This window comes from Mesorhizobium sp. M0491, assembly GCF_040321265.1.
In the GTDB taxonomy this organism is placed as follows: domain Bacteria; phylum Pseudomonadota; class Alphaproteobacteria; order Rhizobiales; family Rhizobiaceae; genus Mesorhizobium.
On the sequence record NZ_JAMYRE010000020.1, the window covers coordinates 1 to 23823 of the forward strand.

At 61.8% G+C, this 23823-nt stretch carries 26 protein-coding genes; 24 read left to right on the forward strand and 2 right to left on the reverse strand.

Annotated features, from left to right (window positions below; all coding sequences use genetic code 11):
* The coding region (locus NKI69_RS23950; RefSeq protein WP_352722629.1) for a hypothetical protein at positions 1 to 208 on the forward strand (208 nt) is incomplete at its 5' end.
* 26 nt (positions 209 to 234) lie between these two features.
* Here the strand turns inward: NKI69_RS23950 and hemN are convergent.
* Positions 235 to 1584 carry an oxygen-independent coproporphyrinogen III oxidase gene (hemN, locus tag NKI69_RS23955; RefSeq protein WP_023766605.1) on the reverse strand — a complete coding sequence of 450 codons (1350 nt, stop codon included), beginning with the start codon at positions 1582 to 1584 and terminating at the stop codon, positions 235 to 237.
* A gap of 154 nt (positions 1585 to 1738) precedes the next feature.
* On the opposite strand from hemN, the gene NKI69_RS23960 reads away from it, so the two are divergent.
* The 14 genes from NKI69_RS23960 (at position 1739) to NKI69_RS24025 (ending at position 15869) form a co-directional block, all read left to right on the forward strand.
* The gene (locus NKI69_RS23960; protein WP_023766606.1) at positions 1739 to 2485 is read left to right on the forward strand and encodes a Crp/Fnr family transcriptional regulator; all 747 of its coding nucleotides are present in this window, start codon (positions 1739 to 1741) and stop codon (positions 2483 to 2485) included.
* Between the two features lie 543 nt (positions 2486 to 3028).
* Positions 3029 to 4639, forward strand: a complete 1611-nt coding sequence (gene ccoN, locus NKI69_RS23965) for a cytochrome-c oxidase, cbb3-type subunit I (RefSeq protein WP_352722630.1) — start codon at positions 3029 to 3031, stop codon at positions 4637 to 4639.
* Between the two features lie 11 nt (positions 4640 to 4650).
* Positions 4651 to 5382 (forward strand): cytochrome-c oxidase, cbb3-type subunit II, encoded by a 732-nt coding sequence (gene ccoO / locus NKI69_RS23970; RefSeq protein WP_352722631.1) that lies wholly within the window; start codon positions 4651 to 4653, stop codon positions 5380 to 5382.
* A gap of 11 nt (positions 5383 to 5393) precedes the next feature.
* On the forward strand, positions 5394 to 5543 hold the full coding sequence (locus NKI69_RS23975) for a CcoQ/FixQ family Cbb3-type cytochrome c oxidase assembly chaperone (protein ID WP_023735812.1): 150 nt from the start codon (positions 5394 to 5396) through the stop codon (positions 5541 to 5543).
* Between the two features lie 2 nt (positions 5544 to 5545).
* Positions 5546 to 6409: a cytochrome-c oxidase, cbb3-type subunit III gene (gene ccoP, locus NKI69_RS23980; protein ID WP_023809313.1), complete on the forward strand. Its 864-nt coding sequence runs from the start codon at positions 5546 to 5548 to the stop codon at positions 6407 to 6409.
* A gap of 129 nt (positions 6410 to 6538) precedes the next feature.
* A complete protein-coding gene (gene ccoG / locus NKI69_RS23985; protein ID WP_352722632.1) occupies positions 6539 to 8098 on the forward strand; it encodes a cytochrome c oxidase accessory protein CcoG in 1560 nt (519 codons plus the stop codon).
* Complete coding sequence (locus tag NKI69_RS23990) at positions 8095 to 8592, forward strand: FixH family protein (RefSeq protein ID WP_352722633.1); 498 nt, start codon at positions 8095 to 8097, stop codon at positions 8590 to 8592. The genes ccoG and NKI69_RS23990 overlap by 4 nt, the downstream gene beginning before the upstream one ends.
* The gene (locus tag NKI69_RS23995; protein ID WP_352722634.1) at positions 8589 to 10877 is read left to right on the forward strand and encodes a heavy metal translocating P-type ATPase; all 2289 of its coding nucleotides are present in this window, start codon (positions 8589 to 8591) and stop codon (positions 10875 to 10877) included. Before NKI69_RS23990 ends, NKI69_RS23995 begins: the two co-directional genes overlap by 4 nt.
* Entirely contained in the window at positions 10874 to 11044 is a 171-nt protein-coding gene (ccoS, locus tag NKI69_RS24000) for a cbb3-type cytochrome oxidase assembly protein CcoS (protein ID WP_352722635.1), read from the forward strand. Before NKI69_RS23995 ends, ccoS (NKI69_RS24000) begins: the two co-directional genes overlap by 4 nt.
* Before the next feature lie 66 nt (positions 11045 to 11110).
* Positions 11111 to 11386 (forward strand): CBS domain-containing protein, encoded by a 276-nt coding sequence (locus NKI69_RS24005; protein WP_245272648.1) that lies wholly within the window; start codon positions 11111 to 11113, stop codon positions 11384 to 11386.
* A gap of 135 nt (positions 11387 to 11521) precedes the next feature.
* Positions 11522 to 11782 carry a BON domain-containing protein gene (locus NKI69_RS24010; protein WP_023762791.1) on the forward strand — a complete coding sequence of 87 codons (261 nt, stop codon included), beginning with the start codon at positions 11522 to 11524 and terminating at the stop codon, positions 11780 to 11782.
* A 165-nt stretch (positions 11783 to 11947) separates the two neighbouring features.
* Positions 11948 to 12064 carry a cbb3-type cytochrome oxidase assembly protein CcoS gene (gene ccoS, locus NKI69_RS24015; RefSeq protein ID WP_084025756.1) on the forward strand — a complete coding sequence of 39 codons (117 nt, stop codon included), beginning with the start codon at positions 11948 to 11950 and terminating at the stop codon, positions 12062 to 12064.
* A 418-nt stretch (positions 12065 to 12482) separates the two neighbouring features.
* Positions 12483 to 13664 carry a 5-demethoxyubiquinol-8 5-hydroxylase UbiM gene (ubiM, locus tag NKI69_RS24020; RefSeq protein ID WP_352722679.1) on the forward strand — a complete coding sequence of 394 codons (1182 nt, stop codon included), beginning with the start codon at positions 12483 to 12485 and terminating at the stop codon, positions 13662 to 13664.
* A gap of 294 nt (positions 13665 to 13958) precedes the next feature.
* Entirely contained in the window at positions 13959 to 15869 is a 1911-nt protein-coding gene (locus NKI69_RS24025) for a putative bifunctional diguanylate cyclase/phosphodiesterase (protein ID WP_352722636.1), read from the forward strand.
* Positions 15870 to 15963: 94 nt separating this feature from the next.
* Here the strand turns inward: NKI69_RS24025 and NKI69_RS24030 are convergent, their stop codons facing one another.
* Complete coding sequence (locus NKI69_RS24030; protein WP_352722637.1) at positions 15964 to 16245, reverse strand: DNA -binding domain-containing protein; 282 nt, start codon at positions 16243 to 16245, stop codon at positions 15964 to 15966.
* Between the two features lie 104 nt (positions 16246 to 16349).
* Between NKI69_RS24030 and NKI69_RS24035 the strand changes: the two genes are divergently transcribed.
* From NKI69_RS24035 to rlxS, 9 genes are all read left to right on the forward strand, one after another.
* Positions 16350 to 16583, forward strand: a complete 234-nt coding sequence (locus tag NKI69_RS24035; protein WP_023735803.1) for a helix-turn-helix domain-containing protein — start codon at positions 16350 to 16352, stop codon at positions 16581 to 16583.
* A 537-nt stretch (positions 16584 to 17120) separates the two neighbouring features.
* Positions 17121 to 18083 (forward strand): ArdC family protein, encoded by a 963-nt coding sequence (locus NKI69_RS24040; protein WP_023776430.1) that lies wholly within the window; start codon positions 17121 to 17123, stop codon positions 18081 to 18083.
* The gene (locus NKI69_RS24045; protein WP_031261320.1) at positions 18080 to 18274 is read left to right on the forward strand and encodes a hypothetical protein; all 195 of its coding nucleotides are present in this window, start codon (positions 18080 to 18082) and stop codon (positions 18272 to 18274) included. Before NKI69_RS24040 ends, NKI69_RS24045 begins: the two co-directional genes overlap by 4 nt.
* 84 nt (positions 18275 to 18358) lie before the next feature.
* Positions 18359 to 18574 (forward strand): hypothetical protein, encoded by a 216-nt coding sequence (locus tag NKI69_RS24050; protein WP_352550302.1) that lies wholly within the window; start codon positions 18359 to 18361, stop codon positions 18572 to 18574.
* A gap of 654 nt (positions 18575 to 19228) precedes the next feature.
* On the forward strand, positions 19229 to 19552 hold the full coding sequence (locus tag NKI69_RS24055) for a DUF736 domain-containing protein (RefSeq protein ID WP_023776432.1): 324 nt from the start codon (positions 19229 to 19231) through the stop codon (positions 19550 to 19552).
* Positions 19553 to 19721: 169 nt separating this feature from the next.
* Positions 19722 to 19991, forward strand: coding sequence for a helix-turn-helix transcriptional regulator (locus tag NKI69_RS24060; RefSeq protein WP_023740428.1), 270 nt, complete (start codon positions 19722 to 19724; stop codon positions 19989 to 19991).
* Complete coding sequence (locus tag NKI69_RS24065) at positions 19988 to 20536, forward strand: S26 family signal peptidase (RefSeq protein ID WP_352722638.1); 549 nt, start codon at positions 19988 to 19990, stop codon at positions 20534 to 20536. The genes NKI69_RS24060 and NKI69_RS24065 overlap by 4 nt, the downstream gene beginning before the upstream one ends.
* A 17-nt stretch (positions 20537 to 20553) precedes the next feature.
* On the forward strand, positions 20554 to 21210 hold the full coding sequence (locus NKI69_RS24070) for a lytic transglycosylase domain-containing protein (protein WP_488377371.1): 657 nt from the start codon (positions 20554 to 20556) through the stop codon (positions 21208 to 21210).
* A 187-nt stretch (positions 21211 to 21397) separates the two neighbouring features.
* Positions 21398 to 23368: a relaxase/mobilization nuclease RlxS gene (rlxS, locus tag NKI69_RS24075; protein WP_352722639.1), complete on the forward strand. Its 1971-nt coding sequence runs from the start codon at positions 21398 to 21400 to the stop codon at positions 23366 to 23368.
* Positions 23369 to 23823: the final 455 nt, after the last annotated feature.

Here is a 23823-nt window from a genome sequence, read left to right on the forward strand (position 1 = left end):
GCGAGCACAAGAAGCTCGCTCTACGCCAAGCCGCATGACCAGCTTCATGATCGCCCATTTTGCAGAACTTGACGCACACAACCAGGCAGGGCATGAGCGGGCGATATCGTCGCTATGCCAAGACGCGTCTGGTCCGCTTCGAACCGTCTCGGCCGACGGTCGCCGGTCAACAGTGGAAAACGATCGCAATCGGTTCACGATCGAGTGAGAGCCATGACCGTTCCTCTGCGGTGCTCAGACTGCCGCCGAGTGCCTGGCCGTTCCAGTTTCGAAATATTTGTCGAACCTGGCCGCGATGCTTCGGACGAAAGGGCGACTTTCAGCCGGCACAACGAATCTGTCGCCATCAAGTTCAAGCAATCGAACCGGATCGTGGAGGGCCATGGAACTTGACTGAAGGAGGAGCCTCTGGCCGGCCTCGCCGAAGCGTTCCACCAGATCGATGGCCGAGAAGGCGAAGTCGCACATCAAACGTTCGATGATCCAGCCGCGAACGCGGTCGTCGTTGGAAAGTGCGATACCGCGGACGGCGGCCAGCCCGCCGTCATCAACCGTGCATCGATATTCGCTGGTCGAAGGCATGTTCTGCGCATAGCCCTGCCGAAACTGGCTGATGGACGATGGGCCTAGCCCAATCAAGGTTTCGCAGCAATCGTCGGTGTAACCCTGAAAGTTCCGGTGCAGTGTTCCGGCGCGGGCGGCAAGGGCCAGGGCATCGCCGGGTTTGGCGAAATGGTCGAGGCCGATTGCTTCGTACCCCTGGTCCACGATCGCCCGCGCCGCCAGTTGCAATTGAGCAAATCTCTCCGCGGGACCGGGCAGCCATGCCTCGTCTATCATGGTCTGATGTTTCTTGAACCACGGCACATGGGCGTAGCCAAAAAGCGCTATCCTGTCGGGTTCCAAGGTCAGCGCCTGCGCGACGGTGGAGGAGACGCTCTCCCTCGTCTGGTGCGGCAAGCCGTAGAGCAGGTCTAGATTGACCGATTCGACGCCGCGCGAACGAACACCGTCGACTACCGCTTTGGTCTGCAAAAAGCTCTGCTCGCGGTTGATTGCCTTCTGAACCTTCGGATCGAAGTCCTGGACGCCGAGGCTCGCACGGGTCGTGCCGATTTCGGCAAGCGCATCGAGGCGGGCATCGTCCATATCATTGGGTTCGATTTCAACGCTGATCTTGGCGCCGGGAAGAAAGGCGAAGCTGTTGCGCAGGACGCTTCCCAGCGCCACAATATCCTCAGGTTCCAGCATCGTCGGGGAACCGCCGCCGAAATGAACCGCGCGAACTCGGCCCTTGCCGGTAACAAGGCCGCCAACCGTGGCGATCTCCGCATACAGCGAGCGCAGATAAGCGGCCACCGGCTCGTAGTGGCGGGTCTGTTTGGTATGGCACGCGCAGAACCAGCAGAGCCTGTCGCAATAGGGAATATGCAGGTAAAGCGATATCTCGTCACCACCTTCGAGCGCCTCCAACCAGCCTCGGTAAACGACGGCATCGACGCCCGCATGGAAATGGGGCGCAGTCGGATAACTGGTATAGCGCGGGACGTTCTCGCCCAGTCTGGCAGCTAGCTTTTGTCGCATGTCGTGGTCCACCGTGTTTGCGTCGCCCGAACTGTGGATGCTTGGATGAGCCTAAGCCCTGATTTCGATCAACCTTCAGCACGGACAAACTGCCGCAAGGATTTTTCTACCGTGGATTGCTATCCTGCCCGCACTGGACCGGTAGAGCGATCGAATGACATTACGGCAGGATATTCACAGTTCCGGCATTCCCGTTCTTTGCTTGCCTTGCGAGGCACGGCGCCGCGGTGTCTGTGGCGCGCTCGAGCCAGACGATTTGGCTCAGCTCGCCAAGACGTCGTCGCGGCACAATATCGAGCCGGGGGTCGAACTGATCGGCGACGCCGAGGCGGTCGACTGTTATTCAAACGTGCTTTCAGGCGTGGTGAAGCTCACGAAGAGCCTTTCGGACGGCCGCCAGCAGATCGTCGGTCTCCAGTTCGCGCCGGATTTTCTGGGACGGCCCTTCAAGATGAAAAGTGCGATCAATGCGGAAGCGGCAACAGCTGTCTCGCTGTGCTCGTTTCCGAGAGCGGCCATCGAACGGATGATGAAGCAGTCACCCGAATTTGTGCATCGCCTGCTCAAGCAGGCGCTGAACGAACTTGACGAGGCCCGCGAATGGATGGTGACTCTGGGGCGCAAGACCGCACCAGAGAAGGTGGCGAGCTTTCTCCTCATGATTGCCCGGAACATCGACTCCAATGTTGACCCGGCGGCTAGGTCGGCGTGCTTCGAGCTGCCGATGACGCGTGCCGACATCTCTGATTTCCTTGGAATCACTAACGAGACCGTGAGCCGTCAGCTGACCAGCCTGAGAATGGACGGCGTGATTCGGATCGAGAACAACCGCCGCGTCACCGTGGACAGCATGAGCCGGCTGGAACGGCGCTGCGGCGGCCGAGGCGCAATAGCCGTTTGAATGACACGAAGCTGCATGGCCCACGCCACTTACTTCATTCGGGGCAGGGCATGCTCGCGTTGGGCTCAGAAGACATCGCGTAGCGACAGCCCGTTCTAATTCCGATCGTATACGCCAGTTGCGTTTGGGCTCGTCGGCGAAGCATCCACACTTGGCCGAAGTCAATATGCCTCATACTCAGGCGAAAATCGCCGTCCAAACTATAAATGTCGCGAAGGCAGCGCTACGCTGGCGCTGGCTGTTCCAAGGCATTGAAACGATCGACGTTCGGTAAGGCATCGGCCTGCTTACCAGCGTCAAGGTGCGCTTCCCCACACGCCCGCGGTCGCCTCCTACCCGGGCCCCGACTGGGGACGCCGGGCCTGTCCATAAACCGTCGGCCGGTGCTGCACTTCCACATTCGACACAGTCTGATCGCAACGAACTCGATGCTGCTCGAAGCAAAATGGTGCGGCTCTGACATGGATCAGGGCGAGCAGGCGACGGCTGCGCAATAAGGCACCGCGGTTTGGCATCCGCCGGAATTGGAAATCGGGGCTTGCGATGAAATTCGGCAAAGAAATCGTGCTTCTAAGCCTGTTCGCATTCGCGGCTTTGGTGGCCGCTGGCGCTGGGGTGGATGAACCCTTTCGCCAGCATATGTGGGTCTTGTTCTTCGCCTTGGCTGGCTTCACTGCGATCCTGTTGCGCAACACTGAGTTCAGGCCTGCCGCGCCGATCGACCCGTCCGCTTACATGGACGGGCCAATCCGCTATGGCGCCATCGCCACCATGTTCTGGGGTGTCATCGGCATGCTTGTCGGCGTGGTCATCGCGCTGCAGCTTGCCTATCCCGATCTCAACATCCAGCCCTGGTTCAACTTTGGCCGTTTGCGGCCACTGCATACGTCGGGAGTCGTCTTCGCCTTCGGCGGCAACGCGCTGCTTTGCACGTCTCTCTATGTCGTGCAACGCACCTGCCGCGCCCGGCTGTTCGGCGGCGATCTCGGCTGGTTCGTGTTCTGGGGCTACCAGCTCTTCATCGTCATGGCCGCAACCGGATACCTGCTCGGCATCACCGAGAGCCGCGAATACGCCGAGCCCGAATGGTATGTGGACATCTGGCTGACCATTGTCTGGGTCGCCTATCTCATCCTGTTCCTCGGCACGATCCTGAAGCGCAAGGAACCCCACATCTACGTCGCCAACTGGTTCTACCTGTCCTTCATCGTCACCATCGCGATGCTGCATGTGGTCAACAACCTCTCCATGCCCGCCTCCTTCCTGGGCTCGAAGAGCTATTCGGCTTTCTCCGGGGTCCAGGACGCTCTGACGCAATGGTGGTATGGCCACAACGCCGTGGGCTTCTTTCTGACCGCCGGCTTTCTCGGCATGATGTATTATTTCGTACCCAAGCAGGCGAACCGGCCGGTCTATTCCTACCGGCTGTCGATCGTCCATTTCTGGGCAATCATCTTTCTCTACATCTGGGCTGGACCCCATCATTTGCACTACACCGCCTTGCCCGATTGGGCGCAGACGCTCGGCATGGTGTTCTCGATCATGCTGTGGATGCCGTCATGGGGCGGCATGATCAATGGCCTGATGACGCTGTCGGGCGCCTGGGACAAGCTCCGCACCGATCCGATCATCCGCATGATGGTGATGGCCATCGCCTTCTACGGCATGTCCACCTTCGAGGGCCCGATGATGTCGATCAAGACGGTCAACTCGCTGTCGCACTATACCGACTGGACCATCGGACACGTCCATTCGGGCGCACTCGGCTGGGTCGGCATGATCTCGTTCGGCGCGCTTTATTACATGGTGCCGAAGCTGTGGAACCGTGAACGGCTCTACTCGCTGCGCCTCGTTACCTGGCACTTCTGGCTGGCGACGCTTGGCATCGTTGTCTACGCGTCGGTCATGTGGGTGTCCGGCATCATGCAGGGCCTGATGTGGCGCGAATACGACGAGCAGGGCTTCCTGGTCTACTCCTTCGCCGAAACCGTGGCCGCCATGCACCCCTACTACATCATGCGCGCCATCGGCGGAGCCATGTACCTTTCCGGCGCCCTGATCATGGCGTGGAACATCGCCATGACCATCCTTGGCTACCGGCGCGAGGAGGATCCGATGCCCGGCTCCGTTCCCGCCCTCCAGCTTGCGCGATGATGAGACAGAAAATGAGGTTGATGAACAGACACGCGGTCATCGAGAAGAACGCTACACTTCTTCTCCTCGGGTCGCTGCTGGTCGTGACAATCGGCGGCATCGTCGAGATCGCGCCGCTCTTCTATCTCGACAACACGATCGAGAAGGTCGAAGGCATGCGGCCCTACTCGCCGCTCGAACTCGTCGGGCGCAACATCTATGTGCGTGAGGGATGCTATCTATGCCATAGCCAGATGATCCGCCCGTTCCGTGACGAGGTCGAGCGCTATGGGCATTACAGCCTGGCGGCCGAGTCGATGTATGATCATCCCTTCCAGTGGGGATCGAAGCGCACCGGACCGGACCTCGCTCGGGTTGGCGATCGCTACTCAAATCTTTGGCATGTCGAGCACCTCACGGACCCTCGTTCCGTGGTGCCGGAATCCATCATGCCGAGCTATGGCTTTCTGAAGGATAGGCCGATCGCGGTGAAGGATTTCTCGACGCATCTGGTTGCCAACAGGCGCGTCGGCGTCCCCTACTCCGACGACATGGTCGCTAACGCCAATGCTGATTTGATGGCGCAGGCTGATCCCAATGCCGACACGTCCGGCCTCGAGGCCCGCTACCCCAAGGCCAGGATCGGCGATTTCGACGGTGATCCGCAGCAAGTCACCGAAATGGACGCCCTGGTTTCCTATCTCCAGATGCTCGGCACGCTTGTCGATTTCAAGAACTACGATGAGACCGCCGGCTACCGCTGAGGACAATGGCGATGACGTACAATTTCATGCGGGAGTTTGCTGACAGCTGGGGCCTGCTTGCCATCGCTCTTTTCTTCATCGGATCCGTTGCCTTTGCACTTCGCCCCGGCAGCCGCAGGCAAGCCGGCGAAGCAGCTCAAATTCCTCTGAAGGAGGACTGATCATGAGCAGCGATCACATTGACGAGGTTTCCGGCATCTCGACGACCGGTCATGAGTGGGACGGCATTCGCGAGCTCAACAACCCGCTCCCGCGCTGGTGGGTCATCACCTTCTACATGACCATAGTCTGGGCGATCGGTTACACAATTGCCTACCCGGCATGGCCGCTGTTGCACTCCGCGACAAAGGGCGTACTTGGCTATTCCAGCCGCAACGAAGTCAAGAACGAGTTGTCCGCGGCCGAAGCGGCAAAGGGCAAATATGTCGCCGCAATAGAGTCGAAAAGTGTTTCGGAGATTGCTGCGGATGACACGCTGCGCGAATTCGCCGTCGCTGCCGGCGCCGCCGCGTTCAAGGTCAATTGCGTGCAGTGCCACGGTTCCGGCGCCCAGGGGTCCAAGGGCTTTCCGAACCTAAATGACGACGACTGGCTGTGGGGCGGCGAGGTGGACCAGATCCAGCAGACGATCGCTCATGGCATCCGCTTCGCCTCCGACCCGGCTACGCGCCTGTCGGAAATGCCGGCCTTTGGCGACATCATCACCGCCGATCAGATCAAACAGGTCAGCACCTACGTTGCCAGCCTGTCCGGCACTGTCGGCGATCAATCGTTGGTCGCGCCCGGCGCCAAGGTCTTCGCCGAAAATTGCGTGGCCTGTCACGGCGACAATGCAAAAGGCAACAAGGAACTCGGCGCTCCAGATCTGACCGACGCCATCTGGCTCTACGGGTCAGGCGAAGCGGCCATCGCCGCCCAGGTCACCGCGCCGAAACAGGGCGTGATGCCGGCCTGGGGCGCGCGCCTCGGCGAGACCAAGGTCAAGGAACTGGCGGTCTACATCCATTCGCTTGGCGGCGGAGAATAGGAGCAGAAGCCTATTCTCGTCCTCCCCCTCCCGCCAAGCGACGAGGCCCGGCGCAAGCCGGGCCTCGGCATCATCCAGAACCGATGAGTCGGTTTCCGGCGAAATCGTCGCTGGTGACTGGAGCTTCTCGTGCTTGATAACACGCAAATAGAAAGGATCGAACCCACGCCGGTCAACTCCGCCAAGGTGCGTCAGCCAATGTATGCCGCGCGCAAGAAGATCTTCCCAAAGCGGGCCTCGGGCAGCTTTCGCCAGTTCAAATGGCTGGTGATGGCGGTCACGCTCGGCATCTACTATCTGACCCCGTGGCTGCGCTGGGACCGTGGCCCGTTTGCGCCGGACCAGGCCGTGCTGCTCGATGTCGCTAACCGGCGTTTCTATTTCTTCTTCATCGAGATATGGCCGCAGGAATTCTACTATGTCGCCGGCCTTCTGGTCATGGCCGGCGTCGGTCTTTTCCTGATCACGTCGACTGTCGGCCGTGCCTGGTGTGGCTACACATGCCCGCAGACCGTATGGGTCGACCTGTTCCTGGTCGTCGAGCGCGCGATAGAGGGCGACCGCAACGCTCGTATCAAGCTTGATGCCGGTCTCTGGACCCCCCGCAAACTCGTGCTGCGGGTATCGAAACACGCCATCTGGCTGGCCATAGGCGCGCTGACGGGCGGCGCCTGGATCTTCTATTTCGCTGACGCGCCGACGCTGCTCGGCGAACTCTTCACCGGCACGGCAGCGCCTGTCGCCTACATCACCGTCGCGGTTCTGGCGGCTACCACCTACACGTTCGGCGGTCTGATGCGCGAACAGGTCTGCACCTATATGTGCCCGTGGCCCCGCATCCAGGCGGCCATGCTCGATGAAAATTCCCTCACTGTCACCTACAATGACTGGCGCGGCGAACCGCGTTCGCGCCACGCCAAGAAGGTGCTGGCCGCAGGCCAGCTCGTGGGCGACTGCGTCGACTGCAATGCCTGTGTCGCGGTCTGCCCGATGGGGATCGACATTCGCGATGGCCAGCAGCTCGAATGCATCACTTGCGCGCTCTGCATCGACGCCTGTGACGGCGTCATGGACAAGCTCGGCAAGGAGCGTGGGCTGATCGCCTATGCGACGCTCTCCGATTACAACGCCAACATGATTCTGGCGACCGCGGGCGGGTCCAGCTCAGTCAATCCGGCGCTGGTCAGGACGGATGACGGCCTGTTTTCGGACAGAGTGGCGCATTTCCACATCCGCAAGATCTTTCGGCCACGCACCTATGTCTACATGGCTATGTGGTCGCTGATCGGCCTGGGCCTCCTCTACTCGCTGCTGACGCGCGACCGGCTCGAAATCAATGTCCTGCACGACCGCAATCCACAATTCGTGACGCTCTCCGACGGCTCGATCCGCAACGGCTACACCGTCAAGCTGCTCAACATGATCCCCGAGCCGAGGACGATCGTCGTAACCATGCAGGACCTTGAAGGCGCTGACATGGTCGTCGTCGGCGACGACATCCCCGCAGGCCGTTCCTTCGCCATTCCGGTCGAACCCGACCGCCTGAAAATGCTGAAGGTCTTCGTGCGCCAGCCAGCGGGTCAAATCCAGGACACAGCGCAGACCTTCAAGTTCCGTGTCGAGGACAAGGCGAGCTTCGAGTCGGACGAATACACCGCCACCTTCAACGCGCCGGAGACTGCCAGATGAGCGCCAGAACACAAAAAACCCGCGAATTCACCGGCAGGCACATGCTGTTCACCATCCTTGCCTTCTTCGGTGTGGTCATCGCGGTCAATCTGACCATGGCGACGCTTGCCAACACGAGCTGGACCGGCCTGGTCGTCGAAAACACCTATGTGGCGAGCCAGCAGTTCAACAGGAAGGCCGAGGAAGGGCGGGCGCAGGCAGCCCTCGGCTGGACCGGCAAGCTGACCATCGCATCGGGTGAAGTCCGCTACGGCCTCATCGACGCCGCCGGCAAACCGGTTCCCTTGCATGGCGTGAAGGCGCTGTTTCGCCATCCCGCTTACGAAAAAGAGGATGAATCCATCAAGCTCGTCCTCGCCTCGGGTCAGGAATTCGCCGCCCAGCATTTGCCGAAGGATGGTGTCTGGATCGTCGAAGTCGACGCCGATGCCGGCCTGGATAAACCGTATCGCGACGTCCGCAGGATCATGATTTCCCATGGAGCGCTGCAATGAGCTGTTGTGCGCCGGGTGCTGAAATGGCGCTTGATCTGGTCAACGCCGGATCGGTCCTGCCGTCCAGCCAGGAGATCAGGCTGGCGAGCCGATCGCTTGGCGATGATCTCCGCCAGACCGATCTTTCGGTCCCCACGGTTCATTGCGCGGCCTGCATCCAGGCGATCGAGACAGCACTGGGAAAGCTCGATCAAGTGGAGAGCGCTCGTGTCAACCTGTCGACGAAGCGGGTCGCGGTCCGCTGGCGTGGAAACCAGGTACCACCATTCGTCGCCGCGCTGGGACGGCTGGGCTACGAGGCGCATCTGTTCGACCCCGAGGTCGACAACAAGGACAAGACGCTTTCGGAGCTGATCCGCGCCGTTGCTGTCGCCGGCTTTGCGGCGGGCAACCTCATGCTGCTTTCGGTCTCTGTCTGGTCCGGTGCTGAAGGCGCTACCCGCGACCTGTTCCACTGGGTCTCGGCGCTTATCGCCATCCCGCCACTGGCCTTCTCCGGCGGCATCTTCTTCCGCTCGGCCTGGAATGCGCTGCGTCACGGCCGCATGAACATGGATGTGCCGATCGCGGTCGGGGTGTCCCTAGCCTACGCCATGAGCCTCTATGAGACGATCAACCATGGCGACCACGCTTATTTCGATGCATCGGTGTCGCTGCTGTTCTTCCTGTTGATCGGCCGCACGTTGGATCACGTCATGCGCGAACGTGCCCGGACCGCCGTGAAAGGCCTGTCCCAGTTGGCCGCACGTGGCGCCATGGTGCTGCGCGGCGATGGTGCACGCGACTATCTGCCGGTTGGCGAGATCGAACTTGGCATGCTGCTGTTGATCGCTGCCGGCGAGAGAATCCCCGTCGACGGCAAGATCATTCAAGGGGCCTCGGATCTGGACTGCTCGTTGGTTTCCGGCGAGAGCACGCCTCGAAACGTAGCGGCAGGCGAAGCCGTGCAGGCCGGTGTCCTCAACCTAACCGGCCCGCTGACGATCGAGGCGACCGCCGCCGCGAAAGATTCGTTTCTGGCGGAAATGGTTCGGCTGATGGAGTCCGCAGAGGGCGGCCGCGCGCATTATCGCCGGATCGCCGATCGTGTTTCAGCGCTCTATGCCCCGGTGGTTCATCTCACAGCCTTCGCGACGTTCCTTGGCTGGATGGCGGCGACCGGTGACTGGCACCGGGCGATAACCATCGCCATTGCCGTTCTCATCATCACATGCCCGTGCGCGCTCGGCCTCGCCGTACCGATCGTCCAGGTGGTCGCGGCGCGGCGCCTGTTCGAGAACGGCATCATGGTCAAGGACGGTTCGGCCATGGAGCGCCTGGCGACGATTGATAGAGCGGTGTTCGACAAGACCGGAACGCTCACCCTCGGCCAGCCCCGGCTGGTCAATGCGGACTCGATTGATCCGGCCATGCTGGCAATCGCGGGAGACATGGCTGCGCATTCGCGTCACCCGTTTTCAAAGGCCATAGCCGGTTTTGCCCGCCTTGGCGGGCAGCACAAATTCGATGCCGTCACCGAGCACCCGGGTTTCGGGATCGAGGCCACAGCCGCCGGTAGCACCTGGCGGCTGGGCCGGCGCGGATGGGCTGGATGGAAGGCCCGGACCGGCGGCGAAGGCAAACATGGCTATGGCGGAACGGTGCTGACAAAAGACGGGTTCATTGTCGCGACCTTCGATTTTGAGGACGCGCTGCGCGCCGACGCCAGGGCGGCCATCGATCAACTGCACAACGCTGGTATGTGCGTGGAAATGCTGTCGGGCGATACCGCGGGCGCCTGCGCCGAGGTTGCGGACGGGCTTGGTGTCGATGATTTCGTTCCGTGCCTGCTGCCGTCCGGCAAGGTCGAACGCATTGAGACGGCGGCGAAAGACGGGCACAAGGTTCTGATGGTTGGCGACGGTCTCAACGATACGCCTGCGCTGAGCGCTGCGCATGTCTCGATCGCTCCTGCCACCGCCGCCGACATTGGCCGCAACGCGGCCGATTTCGTATTCCTGCGCGAAAGCCTTCTGGCAGTGCCTCTCGCGCTGGATGTTTCGCGCAAGGCGGGAAGCCTGATTCGCCAGAACATCGTGATCGCGATCGTCTACAACGCCATCGCCGTGCCGATCGCCATTCTGGGCCATGTTACGCCTCTTATCGCCGCGGTCGCGATGTCAGCCTCGTCATTGCTCGTGGTTGGAAATGCCATGCGTCTGCAAGGCTTCGCAACGGGTGCGTCGTCCGCGATTGCGCGGCAAGACAGGCCCGCGCGGGCCGGCGCCTTGGCTCAATCGTCATGACGACGCTCGTCTACCTCATCCCCGTAGCGCTATTGCTTGGCGCACTCGGCCTGTCCGGCTTCCTTTGGGCGTTGAGAAGCGGCCAGTACGAGGATCTCGATGGCGCGGCGGAGCGCATTCTCATCGACAGCGACGACGGCGCGGAGAATGCCACTCGTTCCAAGTGACTCAGATCAACGCGCCGCGGGTCGGGATGTCCTATCGTCGTCCGACGAAAGATCAGGAGGGTGAGGATGCAAGCCGAATCCTTAATGACAAAGCCAGTCATCACGACGCATGCGAACGCGACGATCGCCGAAGCGGTCATGCTTTCAAGCAAAGTCAGCTGCCTGCCAGTAACGACCAGCGACGGCACCTTGGTTGGCATTGTAAGCAAAAGCGACTTCTTGCGCCGAGAGGAACTCGGAACCCAGCGTGTGCGTCCGCGCTGGCTGGAGCTTGATCTTGGCCCGGGCACAACCGCCAATGACTATGTGTGCGCTCGAATGGACGGATCATCCATCAGGTGATGACCACACACGTCATCTCGGCGCCTCCTGTCGACCTGATGATGCAACATCTCACAACAATGTCCCGATTGTCGATTCGGGAAAGGGTCGTCGGCATCATCACGCGAACTGATTTGCTGCTTGTCCTGATCCGCCATGCCGAAACAGGGAACCACGCCACCCGATGACGAACTGATCCGCAAGGCTATCCTTGCCGAACTGCAGCCACAAACCTGGAGCGGTGGTGACTTGATCGATGTGAGGGTCAGCGACGGCCTTGTCGAACTGAAGGGGGCGATTGTCGACGAGCGTCAGCGGAAGGCAGCGATCGTTGCGGCTGAGAAGGTTGCCGGCGTCGGGCAAGTCAAGGACCGCCTCCTCCTCAGTACGGATCCGTTCTCAGTGATGGTTTCATAGCTGCGAAAAAAGCGGGGACGCCAAGCAGAGTCCCTTTGGTTCTGCTCCCTTCCCACATCACTTGGACATGAGGCCGTCGGCGAGTTCCTTCGGCGTCTAGCGCGTTAGGAGAGCATGCTGTCGGCAGCAAGACGCCCGTCCAGACGGAAATGCGGTGGCCGCTGCCTGTTTTGGTGGGGCTTGGACCGGGGCTTCCTGTGGATCTTGAAGAGCGGCCAATACGAAGATCTCGACGGCTCCGCCGAGCGGGTCCTTATCGATCGGGAAGAGCCGCGAGGCTGAACCGGCTGGCGGCGCCAACGACTGTGCGGATGCTGGTCGTCAGTCGACCGAATCTTTGCTGGCGATTGCCCGCGTCATGCCGATATCGGCGCGCGTGCGAAGAACGGATCAGCCACAATACGTTGCCGAACCTTTGGCCAGGAGGGGCACGCGATTGGGAAGCCGACCATTCAGAATGCCCAGACATGCAGACGTTTTCACGGCAATCGACCACTCGACCGTGAACCCGCCGCTGCCGGGTTTGTCGAGCCTGGTTGATCCAGATCAGCGTTATCTCTTCATCGGCATGGTTTCATTGACCAGGCTTCCAACGGAGAACGCATGTCTATCGAGTTGGGGAGATGAGCGGCAAACCGTGGGTGATTGCGATGCTTCAAGAGCGCTTCGTATCGAAGATAGCCGCTATGGCGGCACGCTGATGGCCGGCTATGTCGACACATTCGACATCATTGTCGTCGGAGCTGGGCCGGTCGGACTTGCCTTCGCAGCATCGCTCGCCTGGAGCCGACTCAAGGTGGCAGTGGTTGAACGGCAGTCGCTCGACAGCCTGGCGAATCCGGCTTTCGACGGTCGCGAGATCGCGCTGACCCACGCATCAGTGAGAATCCTTCGCGAGCTCGGCGCCTGGGATGCCATCCCCGCATCGGACAAATCACCGCTTCATGGCGCGCGCGTGCTCAACGGATCCAGCCCTTTCGCCCTGAGCTTCGATGCTCCCAGCGGATCTGGGGAACCACTCGGATTTCTGGTCCCAAATTGTCGGATCCGCGATGCCCTGTTCAAAATTGTCCACTTCCAGGATCATGCCCGGCTGCTGTGCGGCAACTCGGTCGTCAATGCAACAAATAGCGAAGACGAGGCGGTCATAACGCTTTCTGATGGCAGGCAATTGGCCGCTCGGCTGCTCGTAGCAGCGGATTCGCGTTTGTCCCCGATGCGCGACCTGCTCGGCATTGGCGCCAACATCCATCCGCTTGGCCACTCCATGCTGATTTGCCGAGTGAGGCACGAGCGCGTCCATCACCAGATCGCGGTCGAATGGTTCGACCACCATCAGACCATAGCGATGTTGCCGCTCATGCAAGGCGTGTCGTCGCTGCTTCTGACTTTGCGCTCAAGCGAGGCCGACAGACTGTTTGCTCTCGACGACGAATTGTTCCGCATGGAATTGATGAACCGGTGTCGAGGACGCCTCGGGCAGATGACCCTGGCAAGCACCCGCCATGCCTATCCGCTGGTCACGACCTGGGCGCACAAGTTCTCGGCTCCGAGTGCGGCACTGATCGGCGATGCTGCCATCGGCATGCACCCGGTGACCGCGCATGGCTTCAACATCGGCCTCGGCGGCCAGAAGCAACTCGCTCATAAAATACTGACAGCATGTCGCGCCCGCCGCGACATTGCCGATCCCGACATGCTCGGCAGATACGAAAGCCGGCTGCGGCTGTCGGCGGGGCCGCTCTATCATGCCACCAACATGCTTGTCGGTCTCTACTCAAGCGAGCACCCGGCGGCACGGCTTGCAAGACATGCTGGGCTCCGCTTTGCCCAACATCTTCCCTTTGTCCGCCATGGCATTTCGGCCATGCTCAGGCGGTGAATCGCACAGAGCGCTGCCGCTCTGGAACGCTGTCTCGGCGAGGCTTCCTTGTCTTGCTGGCGCGCGTCGTCGCGGGGCAAGGCTGTCTCCTGGTGACGTTGCCGATCATGGCATGATTCGGATCAAGGCACGCGCGCGGGCGAAGCCTTGATGATTCGGCAATGCTAAGCCAAAGGTGTGACCCGCAGCATGGTGAGCGCACTGGTTACCCTCGCTGGGTAGTTAACCCGTCCTTCAGTGGGCTTGCATAGGTTTGGTCCTCGCGAACAACGACGCAAGCAAGCTGGTCCATTCATGGCACCCCTAAAGGAAGAAGAATCGCTGGAGGCCAAAATCCGTCAGGATCAGCTTGCTGACCTGAGGGCCGGGCTCTTCGTGTCGATGCCGATAAGCGCGATCCTGTCAGGCCTGATTTGCGCGGTGCAGGCCCTTTCTGGCGGCGGCTTTGCCGCTGCCAGCTGGTTCCTGGTCGTCAATGCGCTAAATGCCGCCCGGCTTGCACTCGCCCGTTTTCAGCTAAAGGAAACGGGGCGCCATCAGGATTTGCTTGGCGTTTTGCCGCGCCTTCGCATGTTTGGCGTCCTTGCCCTTCTGGCAGGGTTTGCATGGTCCTTCCCGGCCGTGCTGACTGTTGGATACACAACACCACAAGCACCGATGCATCTGGTCATACTGGCGGGCATTTCAGCTGGTGCGGTTACATATGGCAGTTCGTATGCCGCGGCGGCGACCAGCTTCATCACACCTCCACTCCTCATCACGGTGGCGTGCCTTTTGGCGAAAGGCAATTTTGAACGCTACATTCTGGCTTTCACCGTTCTGCTCTTCATGGGCGGCTTGGTCCGAGCTTCGTTTGTTGGGCAGGCGCGCTTCCGCGAAGCAAGCCGCCTGAGACATGAGGCAGAGCGATTTGCGTCGGAAATGGAGCGCAACTCCAGGGAGGACCATCTGACCGCCCTTCTCAACAGGCGGGGCCTTGAACACGCCATCGGTCGGTTCAAGACCGCGGATGGCCCCTTCGTGGCAATGCTGATTGATCTGGACGGCTTCAAATCTGTCAACGACACCTACGGTCACAGGACCGGTGATGAACTGCTTGTCATGATCGCCCGCCGCATAGAGCAGGAAGCACCCGAAGGCTCAACGCTCGCTCGTATCGGCGGCGATGAATTCGTGCTGGTTTTTCCCTCAACGAGAGCTTCGCTTTCTGCCAGTGATCTCGCCTCCAATATCATAGCCAAAATTGCTCGCCCCTATATCGAGGTCGCGTCCGTTCGGGTCGGGGCATCGATAGGGATATACTTGGCGCAGACGCCGAGCCTGACTGAAATGTTGTTGCGGGCGGATATCGCCCTGTATACGGCCAAGCGCCATGGCAGGAACGAATTTTGCCTGTTCGATGCCGAACTCGACAGGGAACTGCAACGTCGCCAGTCGATCGAACGGGATCTTCATTCGGCGATAAAGACGGGAAGATTGCAACCTTGGTTCCAGCCGATCGTGAAACTCGAAACCGAGACCGTGGTCGGTTTTGAAGCCTTGCTGAGATGGTCCCATCCGACGCATGGTGCCATCTCTCCACCCGAAATCATCACGGCCGCACGCGAAACCGGAATGCTTCAGCTGCTGACGCAAACCGTATTCGCCGACTGTTGTGCTTTTATCGACGGCTTGGTGAAAGCTGACTGTCGTGACATTCGTGTGGCGATGAATGTTTCCCCTCGCGAACTGGAAGCCGGCGATATCGACGACATGGTTCTGGAGGGTCTGGCGGCAAGAGGCCTGCCTGCGACGATGTTCGAAATCGAGATTACCGAAGAATCGCCGGTGGACCCGGACAGAGTGGATGAAAAGCTCGGACGGCTTTCACATGCCGGTATTTCCATCGCGCTCGATGACTTCGGCACCGGCTTTTCTACCTTGGCATCTCTCAAGGACCGTCGGATACGCAAGGTGAAAATAGACCAGGGCTTCATTCGCGGCTTGGCCAAGTCCCGAGAGGACCGACTGCTTGTCAAATCGGTCATCGAACTCGGTGACATGCTCGGGATCGAGGTCATGGCCGAGGGCGTCGAAACAGAGGCGGATCGGCAAACCCTGCACAAGCTTGGCTGCCGAACCGCTCAAGGCTTCCTCTTCTCCAAGGCTGTGCCTTTGATGCAAGCACTGGAAGTGGCAGTCAAACAGCACGCGAACCAGTTGTGACCGCTCCCGCCGCGCCGGCCGTCGCGGCCGTGCGCTGCCGAATTTGGCTACAGAGACTTGCCTGCTCGAAACACGTGGCAGTGGGCGTTATGCATCAGCCGGCGAACAGTTCCTTGTAGCCGGTCGTCACCATCCAGTTCGCACGGTCGATATGGCTGCGAAGAGCTTTGCGGGCGCGGACCGGGTCAATGGACGGGTCGATGCCGAGAATGCGCTCGGCCATCTCCTTTTCGCTGGCATTGTCGGCGCAGGCATCCAGGATCCGCAGGTAGATTGTGAAATGCTCGCTGTCGTAGCTCGTGAGGTTCTCCGACCAGGGGACTTCATCGCTCAAAGTTGAGCTTCGAGTCTCATCTGTTCCCATTGGTCCATTCATGCCTGCGAACCTCGCCTGTGAGCGCACGCAGTATATCCCAAAATGGGATAATCCGAAACCGGGATTAGTCGCTGATCCGGTCTTTACCCGACCGGTTCGCCTCCATGCCCAAATCCCTTCGATCGCCCCGCCACCAGCGGTTTCTGGCCCAGCTGGTTTCGCTGCGCAAGGCCAAAGGCCTGACCCAGGAGCAACTGGCTGACAAGCTTGGTCGTCCCCAATCCTTCGTGGCCAAGTACGAGGGCGCAGAGCGGCGTCTCGACGTCATCGAGTTTCTCGACATAACTGCGGCCATTGACGCTGATCCGTGCGAGATTCTGTCCAGCCTCCGGTCCTAGCGGGCGCGCCGCATCTATCATGATCCGGACAGGAATATTGTCTAGGACAATGCCTCAATTTGTTGGAAGGCGAGCGCTGGTTTTCGGAGGAAGCCGCGCACACGGCGGCGGTGCCTTTGGGTTCTCGACGTAACTGCGCCGCCTGACCATGTGCGAAAAAACTTGGCGCGCGCCCGCGCGCCTGACGACGCGCACCAGGTGCTCGTGAACCGAGCCCGCTTTTCTTCGGCAAGCTCAGGCGGTCTCGGCCATTCGGCTTCGCCCCTTGGCGTGGGCAGCCCTTCGGGCTGTGACGGCCGCCGCCCTTGCGGGCGGCGCGGTTTGTCTGTTGGCCTTTCCCGGTGGCGCGGGGCGGGCGGCACTCCCTTCTAGACCCGCTGCGGCAGCCCGCAACCCTTCGCGTGCCGCTCAGGGTCCTCCTCTTCGTTCCGGTCCTTCGGATGCGGTCCGCCTACTGGGCGGGCCCTTCCGGTCGCGACTCGCCGCCCACCCCGCTTCCGGGGAAAGGCGCGGCGATTGGTGAGCGGAGGATAACACATGCGTGCAAACAGCAAGCGTACCACCAGCGGAGAGGCTGGCGCAGGCAAGGGCAGGCGCCCGGGCGCCAGCCTCTATCAGGAGATCACCGACCGCATCATTGCCGAGCTGGAGCGCGGTACCGTGCCATGGGTCAAGCCATGGGGCAGCGCAAAAGCAGGCCTCGGCCTGCCGAGGAATGCGTCCACGGGGCGCAGCTATTCCGGCATCAATATCCTCATCCTGTGGGGCGCCGTCATCGAGCGCAGCTATCCCAGCCAGAATTGGCTGACCTTCCGGCAGGCGCTTGCCCTGGGCGGCAATGTCAGGAAAGGCGAGCGCGGCACGACCATCGTGCATGCCGACCGCTTTGTCCCCAAGGACGAGAAGGAGCGCGCACGCCACGAGGGCGATGCACCACAGGCCGTGCCTTTTCTGAAGCGCTTTACCGTCTTTAATGTCGCGCAGTGCGACAATCTTCCGGAACACCTCCATGCCCCCGCCGAGCCGCTGCCTCAGTGCGAGATCGTGCCGCAGGCCGAAACGCTGATTCGCGCCAGTGGTGCGGATTTCAGGGTCGGCGGCGATCGCGCTTTCTACATGCCGGGCAGCGACCACATTCAGGTGCCGCCGCAGCCGGCGTTCCATCAGCAGATCGACTATTACCGGACCTGCTTTCACGAGCTTGGCCACTGGACCGGCCACCCGACGCGGCTTGCTCGCGACCTCTCCGGCTCCTTCGGCTCCAAGGCTTACGCGCGTGAAGAATTGGTCGCCGAAATCACTGCCGCCTTCGTCTGCAGCAATCTCGGCATCGAGCCGACCGTGCGTCACGCCGATTACATCGGCTCATGGCTGAAGGTGCTGCGCGAGGACAACCGCGCCATTTTCCGTGCCGCCAGCCTCGCTTCGAAGGCCGCCGATTTCCTGCTTGGCCTTCAGGCCGATGCGGAAGGCGAGGCGCAAGAAGGGACTGCGGCATGACGATGCCCGATGCTCAACTGGCCACGACCGAGCCGACGCCGGATAGCGAGGAGATGCCCATTCCCGACGGCGCCCGGGACTCACCCGCCCCGATGCAGAACTATGCCGATCTGCATCGCCAAGGTGCGCCCCGGGTCGCAGCGCGCAGCCAACGAGACAGTGACTGCCAGCCTTGCCGGCTGCAAGGCTGACGCCGCATTCGGCAATATGCGGCACAAGCTGTTGGCCTGCCCGGTGGTGGCCAGCGGCAATCGCGACCCCTTGCTGCCGCCGGCATGTTCGCGCGCAAGGTGGGCGCTTGGCGACGACAATATCGTGCGCGTCGTCGGCATATGGCGGCAACCGGACAATGGCGTTTCGATCGCTTGCGCGACAAGGAAATCGCCGATTCGATGCTCGCCGAAATCGGCGGTAAGCATGGCGCGGACAGCAGTTTCGCCTGGAAGGTCCGCGGCTTCCTGGTGGCGAGAATGGCCGCCGCCTCAAGTTGAGGCCTGGCTGCCGCGCTGGATCAAATTCCCGGCCGAAAGCTGCCCAGCCGCGTGGCCTTCCTATTCGCCGATCTGTGCGCAAGGAAGCAGTCGCTGTTCGTGGCGAATAGTCGATCAGGGCCCGAGCGGCGTTTTCTCGAGTACTGCCGCTAAGGACGCGCGCGCCGCTCCGGGCCGCGCCGGCTCCGATTGATCGTCTTGCCGAGCCAGTGCCGCGTGCGATAAATTCCAACGCCAATTCGCCCCCATTTCGGCAGCCCGCACCGCCCCGGATTGCTTGCTGAGGCGCCAGGCGCATGGCGCCAATTGTACATCCGATTGCCGAGAGAGCCCGCGCCGCCGGCCCCCCGCATACTGCCGCCTGCTCGTTGTGCCCCCGATCGCGCAACCTGTCTCCATTGTGTCTCAGGGACCATTCCCCTGCGCCTGGCTTGACGACCTATGGGCGGATCCGGCCCGCCCGAAACCCTCGCCGGCAGCTTTTTTCCCCGCCGCCTGCGGCGGCTTCCTCGCGCCGCTTCGCTTCAAAAAAACTCCCCGCTCGGGTCCTCCGCTATCGCTGCGGCCGTGCCGGTTCCGGCGGTCCGGACGCGCCCAACACGGTCCGCCATCGCAGGGGAATGGTCCCCTGCGAGCACCAAGAGGAGACTGAAAATGACCGCAATCGGATACGTCACCAAACAGGAGAACGGCGGCTACAAGGGCCAGCTCAAGACGCTCAGCGTCCGCGCCGACATCGACATCGTGCCCAATCAGGCAAAGAGCGCCGACACCCATCCCGACTTCCGGGTGCTGACGCAAGGGGTCGAAGTGGGTGCGGCCTGGATCCGCACCGGCGAGGCCTCCGGCAAGGACTATGTGAGCCTGTCGATTGCGGCCCCCGAGTTTGGCCCGCGCAAGCTCTACGCCAATCTGGGCCGCGCCGCCGGCCAGGATGACGACGACACTTACGCCATCATCTGGAACCCGGTCGACTGACCGGCCGACCCGCAAAGCCCTGCGCCGCCAACCGGCGCAGGGCCTCTCTCAGGACCCGTGAGGCCGCCGAAGGGGCGGCGAAAACTCGCCCCCCACTCTTCGCCCGTCCCCAAAACGATCTCGCTCGCCGATCCTCGCCTCGCTTGCCCGTAACGAACCGAGGATCATCATGGACGACGAAAACGAACGCGCAGCCCGCGCCAAGAAGGGCAGTCCGTTTCTCAACACCGCGCAGGCGGCCTTCTATATCGGGCTGTCCCAGCGCACGCTGGAGAAGATGCGCCTCAAAGGCGGTGGCCCACAATTCCGCAAGCACGGCCGTTATGTCCGCTATCACATCGACGAACTCGACGACTGGTCGAAGGGGCACGCGCCGGAGACCGCGCCCGAGGATGGCGCGCACGAATCCGGCTCGGCCGGTGAGGGAGGCCGCTCATGAGCCGGCGTCCCACCATCCGTCTGATCGGCAACCATCTGCGGCGCATTCGAGCCCGCAAGACGATCGTCGTTGCCACGATCGGCCTTGGCCTGATCGGCTTCGCCGCCTTCGGCAAACCATCGCCCTGGCTGGTCTGGAACGCCTCGGCGAGTGCGCCGGTCGGCCTCTATCGCGTCGCATCCAGATCGCCCGCTCGTGGTGATCTCGTACTCGTCCGCCCACCAAGACCGGTTGCCGATCTCGCCGCCGAACGCTTCTATCTGCCCAGCAACGTGCCGCTGGTTAAGCGCCTTGCGGCGCTGCCCGGCGAGCATGTCTGCACCTTTGGCGACGCCATCATCATCGGCGGCGAGATAGCCGCGCGCCGGCTTGCAACCGACACGCAGCACCGTCCGCTGCCTTGGTGGAATGCATGCCGAAAACTCGCCGCCGCCGAGGTTTTCCTGCTCGGCAGCGATAAAGATCGCTCGTTCGACAGCCGCTATTTCGGGCCGGTGCCGGCCGAAAACATCATCGGGAGGCTCGTGCCGCTATGGACCGAGTGACCCTCCTTATGCTGAGCATGGCGTGTCTCGCACCATGCTCCTGTTCCGCCGCGACCAACACGAAGCCGGTCGTCATCTCCCATAGTCCGCAGCTTGCAAGATGGCAGCCCTTCGTAGCCGAAGCAAGCCGGCGTTTCAGCATTCCACAGACCTGGATTTATGCCGTCATGGATGCCGAAAGCCGGGGGCAGACGACGCTCAATGGGCGGCCGGTCACGTCGAGCGCCGGCGCCATTGGCCTCATGCAGGTGATGCCAGCCACCTACGAGGAGTTGCGCGCAGAGCTTGGCCTGGGAGCCGTCCCACACGACCCTCGCGACAACATTCTGGCAGGCACTGCCTATCTGCGCGCCATGTATGACCGCTTCGGATTTCCAGGCCTGTTTGCAGCCTATAACGCCGGGCCGAAGCGCTACGAGCAGCATTTGCAGCGCGGGCGACCGCTGCCCAGCGAGACGGTTTCGTATCTGGAAGAGATCAAGGCGGCGGGCATTTCGGCCGCCGATATGGACGCGCTCACCGGCAAATCCCGTTCCAAAAGCGCGCCGGGAATCCCGTCCGGGCAGTCGCTGTTTTTTCTCCGAAACGGTGTTTCCGTGACCGGCCCGAATGGCCAACTCCTGGTGCCGCTCGGATCGGAGCGAGCAAGATCAGGCCGGCCGGATCGCAGGTGAGGGCAGCGGCTACCGTGGTCCGGGCGGGGGCCAGGGGGGCAGGTGCGCGGAAGGCAAGATAAAGGCAGCGCCTCCTGGAGGCGGCCAAGTCTTTGTCTGCACATCTTTTTCCCAGGAGGTTGCCCCCGGGTCCAGGAGGGTCTGGCGCGCAAGCCTCTGAAATTGCTGCTCGTTCATCGGAGGCCGCATGCAGGATGACGAATTCACGCCGAAGCTCGGCAAAATTGGGTCGCGCGGCTCGAAGGCGGGCAAACGCTACGCTGGCCAGGTGCAGGCCGCGGTCAACCGAGCAGGCGGCAGGAGCGGACGCGGCAGCCGCTTCATCGGAAGCCGGGTGGGGCGCGGCGGGGCTGCTGCGACAGTTCTTAGAGCGCGCGACCGCCACGCGGCGTTTCGGCAGCGGCGCGCAGTCGTCAAGGCACGCATCGTCAAGCTGGCCGGCAAGGGAGTAGACGGGGCTCGTGCGCACCTCCGCTACCTCCAGCGCGACGGCGTCACCCGGGAAGGCGAGCGTGGCGAGCTCTACGCTGCCGACAATGACCACGCGGACGGCAGGGCCTTTCTCGATCGCTCGAACGGTGACCGTCATCAGTTCCGCTTCATCGTCGCCCCTGAAGACGGAATCGAGTATGATGACCTGAAGCCGCTCACCCGGCGCCTCATGGCGCAAATGGAAGAAGACCTCGGCACCAGGCTAGACTGGGTGGCCGTCGACCATTTCAACACCGGCCATCCTCACACCCACATCATCGTGCGCGGCAGGGATGATCACGGCGAAAACCTCGTCATAGCGCGGGACTACATCTCCTCTGGCTTGCGCGAGCGCGCAGCCGAACTGGTTAGCCTCGACCTTGGCCCGCGCACCGACCGCGAGATCGAGCAGCGCTTGCGCCAGGAGATGGATCAGGAACGCTTCACCAGCATCGACCGGCAGCTGATGCGCATGCGCGACGATGAGGGGTGTGTCTCACCGGCCGGCCGAGACACCTTTCGCCAGACGCTGCACCAGGGCCGCCTGCGCAAGCTCGAGCGGATGGGCCTCGCCGAGGAGATGCCTGCCGGTCGCTGGCGCCTGGAGGATGAGCTCGAAGCCACGCTACGCCGCATCGGTGCGCGCGGCGACATCGTCAAGACCATCCATCGCGAGCTGACCGGCAAGGGGCTCGTCCGCAGTGCCGCCGACCATCTTATTCACGATCGATGCGACGGGTCGGCTCAAACCGTGGTCGGACGTGTCGTCGGGCGCGGGCTGGCCGACGAAATCACTGACCGCCATTACCTCGTCGTCGACGGCGTGGACGGCAAAAGCCACTATTTTGATATCGGCAAAGGCGAGGCCACCCAACCGACACCAGAGGGCTGCATAGTGCGGGTCAAGCCGAGGGACACCGGGCCAAGAAAAGTCGACCGCACAATTGCCGGCATCGCCACGGTCAACGACGGGCGCTACAGCATCGATATCCATCTCAAGCATGACCCCTCGGCCACTGAACGCTTTGCCGAAACGCACGTGCGGCGACTGGAGGCGATCCGCCGTGCGACCGGTGGCGTCGAGCGCGAGCCGGACGGCACATGGACAGTCGCGCCCGACCATCTCAACCGCGTCGCGGATTATGAGCGTCAGCGAGCGAGGGCCCAGCCTGTTGTCGTCGACAAGCTCTCATCAATGCCGCTGGAGAGCCAAGTAGGCTTCGACGGCGCCACCTGGATCGACCAGGAGCTGGTATCAGCCCACCCTGAGTCCTTGCGCGACTCTGGCTTCGGTCGCGAAGTACGTCAGGTCCAGGCCCGCCGACAGCAGTGGCTGATCGCGCAAGGTCTTGCCCATGATGCGCAGGATCGGGTCATCTATCGCGCCAACATGCTTTCAATGCTGCGCCAACGAGAGCTGAACCGTGTTGCCAGTCAGCTCTCGGACGAACTCGGGCTCTCGTATTCTGAAGCGCAGCATGGCAATCGAATAGACGGAACGCTGCGCTGCTGCGTCGAGCTCGCCGGCGGAAAATACGGTGTCATCGAGAAATCGCGCGAGTTCACGCTGGTGCCTTGGCGGCCGGTGCTTGAGCATCATATCGGCAAGGAGGTGTCTGGCGTGGTGCGCGCCGAGGGGATTTCCTGGACGATCGGACGCCAGAGGAGCGGGCCCGGCGTTTCGTGAACTGGCTATAATTTATTTGTCCGCGTTGAAACACATACTCAGCCCAGACGGAGTTCCTCCGCCTGCTGCTTGCTCGCAGCATTCATTTGGCGGAGAGTCAGTGTTCTGCATTTTGTAGTTCGCTCCGTCAAAAAGCGCTGGGAATATGCATCATGTTCTGCGTTGACACGGAAGGCGCGCCGACAGGTGCTGCGGATCGGCTCCCGATGGGCTGCCAGCTAGAAAGGTGGGCTGACTCGTGACAGCGCAAGGGGCTCTGGCGGCCGCGGTACGGCGACGCGAGTTCTGGCATCGAGGATGAAGCCGCACTTCCCGATCTTATTCTACTCGCAGGACCGGCAGACGCGGCGGTCGCCCGTGCGAGCATGCTGTTGGCCCTGGCGTGAACTGGCAGTCCGTCCCGGGGGGACTTTGTAAGGGAGAAAACTAGGCGGAAAGAGGCGCGCGGCTCGTCT